The following is a 3,245-nucleotide window of genomic DNA, read 5'->3' as shown; positions in this document are numbered from 1 at the left end:
AGATTGTGGAAGATGTCAGCAACATGACTGAAGAGAAAGTCAGACTGCTGGGAGAATTCCAGCCAGAACCTTGAAAACTGCATAGTAACGCGAAAATAGCAGGCAGACACAGACATTCAAAAAATGAAGGAAAGTGTTTGCAAAGAGCAAGCAAATGTATTGTTGTGGTCAAGCTAATAAGGGCTGATGGTGGATACCTAGGCACACAGAGGCGAAGAAGGACGTGGTTACCGACGAAATGCTCCGGGGAGTTGGAAGCAGACATAGATCCGGAGATGTCCGAATGGGGCAACCCTAAATACTACCTGCTGAATATATAGGCAGGAAAGAGCCAACCCAGCGAATTGAAACATCTTAGTAGCTGGAGGAAGAGAAATCAAAAGAGATTCCCTAAGTAGTGGTGAGCGAAAGGGGAAGAGCCTAAACCATTTGGTTTACCGAATGGGGTAGTGGGACAGCGAGAACGAATCTGGCGGTTAGACGAAGCAGCTAAATACTGCACCAAAGAAGGTGAAAGTCCTGTAGTTGAAAACTCAAGGATAGGAGCTGAATCCCGAGTAGCATGGGGCACGAGGAATCCCATGTGAATCAGCGAGGACCATCTCGTAAGGCTAAATACTACTGTGTGACCGATAGCGAACAAGTACCGCGAGGGAAAGGTGAAAAGAACCCCGGAAGGGGAGTGAAAAAGAACATGAAACCGTCAGCTTACAAGCAGTGGGAGTCCGATTAAACGGATGACCGCGTGCCTGTTGAAGAATGAGCCGGCGACTTATAGGTACTGGTAGGTTAAAGCGAGAATGCTGGAGCCAAAGGGAAACCGAGTCTGAAAAGGGCGATAATCAGTATTTATAGACCCGAACCCTGGTGATCTAACCATGTCCAGGATGAAGCTTGGGTAACACCAAGTGGAGGTCCGAACCGACCGATGTTGAAAAATCGGCGGATGAGGTGTGGTTAGGGGTGAAATGCCAATCGAACCAGGAGCTAGCTGGTTCTCCCCGAAATGTGTTGAGGCGCAGCGGTAATGAATATATCTGGGGGGTAAAGCACTGTTTCGGTGCGGGCTGGGAGACCGGTACCAAATCGAGACAAACTCAGAATACCCAGAGCACACATTGCCAGTGAGACAGTGGGGGATAAGCTTCATTGTCAAGAGGGAAACAGCCCAGACCACCAGCTAAGGTCCCCAAATCATTGCTAAGTGATAAAGGAGGTGAGAGTGCATAGACAACTAGGAGGTTTGCCTAGAAGCAGCCACCCTTGAAAGAGTGCGTAATAGCTCACTAGTCAAGCGCTCTTGCGCCGAAAATGAACGGGGCTAAGCAATGTACCGAAGCTGTGGGATTTATCTATCGATGAATCGGTAGGGGAGCGTTCCGTCGTAGGTAGAAGCAGTAGCGGCAAGCAGCTGTGGACGAAACGGAAGTGAGAATGTCGGCTTGAGTAGCGCAAATGTATGTGAGAATCATACACCCCGAAACCCTAAGGGTTCCAGAGCCAGGTTCGTCCACTCTGGGTTAGTCGGGACCTAAGGCGAGGTCGAAAGACGTAGTCGATGGACACAGGGTGAAAAATCCCTGACTATGGTATGGGAGCATTGCTAGGGACGCATGAAAGATAGCTACACCCTGATTGGTTTGGGAGGAGTTTACGAACTCCGAGTAGTGAAGGATAGTGCCAAGAAAAGCTAGAAATGTGATGAACATATCGTACCCGTACCCGAAACCGACACAGGTAGGGAGGTTGAGAATACCAAGGGGCGCGAGATAACTCTCTCTAAGGAACTCGGCAAAATGGCCCCGTAACTTCGGAAGAAGGGGTGCCCACCTAAGACGTGGGTCGCAGTGAAGAGATCCAGGCGACTGTTTACCAAAAACACAGGTCTCCGCAAACTCGTAAGAGGAGGTATGGGGGCTGACGCCTGCCCAGTGCCGGAAGGTTAAGGAAGTTGGTCAGGGAGAAATCCTGAAGCTGACGACCGAAGCCCCGGTGAACGGCGGCCGTAACTATAACGGTCCTAAGGTAGCGAAATTCCTTGTCGGGTAAGTTCCGACCCGCACGAAAGGCGTAACGATCTGGATGGTGTCTCAGAGAGAGACTCGGCGAAATAGGAATGTCTGTGAAGATACGGACTGCCTGCACCTGGACAGAAAGACCCTATGAAGCTTTACTGTAGCCTGGAATTGTGTTCGGGCTTCGCTTGCGCAGGATAGGTGGGAGGCGATGAGATATTCCTTGTGGGGGATATGGAGCCAACGGTGAGATACCACTCTGGCGAAGCTAGAATTCTAACCTAGCACCCTGACCGGGTGTGGGAACAGTTTCAGGTGGGCAGTTTGACTGGGGCGGTCGCCTCCTAAAAGGTAACGGAGGCGCGCAAAGGTTCCCTCAGCACGCTTGGAAACCGTGCGGCGAGTGTAAAGGCATAAAGGGAGCTTGACTGCAAGACCGACAAGTCGAGCAGGTACGAAAGTAGGCCTTAGTGATCCGACGGCGCAGAGTGGAATGGCCGTCGCTCAACGGATAAAAGTTACTCTAGGGATAACAGGCTGATCTCCCCCAAGAGTCCACATCGACGGGGAGGTTTGGCACCTCGATGTCGGCTCATCGCAACCTGGGGCGGAAGTACGTCCCAAGGGTTGGGCTGTTCGCCCATTAAAGCGGTACGTGAGCTGGGTTCAGAACGTCGTGAGACAGTTCGGTCCATATCCGGTGCAGGCGTAAGAGCATTGAGAGGAGTCCTCCTTAGTACGAGAGGACCGGGAGGAACGCACCGCTGGTGTACCAGTTATTGTACCCGCAGTAAACGCTGGGTAGCCAAGTGCGGAGCGGATAACCGCTGAAAGCATCTAAGTGGGAAGCCCACCTCAAGATGAGTGCTCTCACTACGTTAAGTAGGTAAGGTCACCTGTAGATTACAGGTTGATAGGCTCTATGTGGAAGTGCAGCAATGTATGAAGCAGAGGAGTACTAACAGACCGAGGGCTTGACCTCTACAACTATTGGTTTCGCGTTACTTGCAGTCTTCAGGGTTTTGCGAATTTTAGATTTTAAATTTTAGATTTTGGATTTATTATTCCAATCTAAAATCTAAAATCCAAAATCCAAAATCGACAGGTTTTCCTGGTGTCTATTGCGCGGTGGAACCACTCTGACCCCATCCCGAACTCAGAGGTGAAACGCTGCTGCGGCGACGATAGTTTGAGGGTAGCCTCCTGCCACAATAGCTCGATGCCAGGTTT

2 rRNA genes are annotated in these 3,245 nt (G+C 50.7%); both read left to right on the top strand.

The features are described 5' to 3' along the window. The first annotated feature begins 166 nt into the window (after positions 1-166). A 23S ribosomal RNA gene (locus tag H6G41_RS34315) occupies positions 167-2,997 on the top strand. Between the two features lie 128 nt (positions 2,998-3,125). Continuing rightward, a 5S ribosomal RNA gene (rrf, locus tag H6G41_RS34310) occupies positions 3,126-3,243 on the top strand. Positions 3,244-3,245: the final 2 nt, after the last annotated feature.

The organism is Tolypothrix sp. FACHB-123, from assembly GCF_014697075.1.
GTDB lineage: Bacteria > Cyanobacteriota > Cyanobacteriia > Cyanobacteriales > Nostocaceae > Aulosira.
The sequence above is the reverse complement of the archived record's forward strand: the minus strand, read 5'-3'. Positions and strand labels throughout refer to the sequence as shown.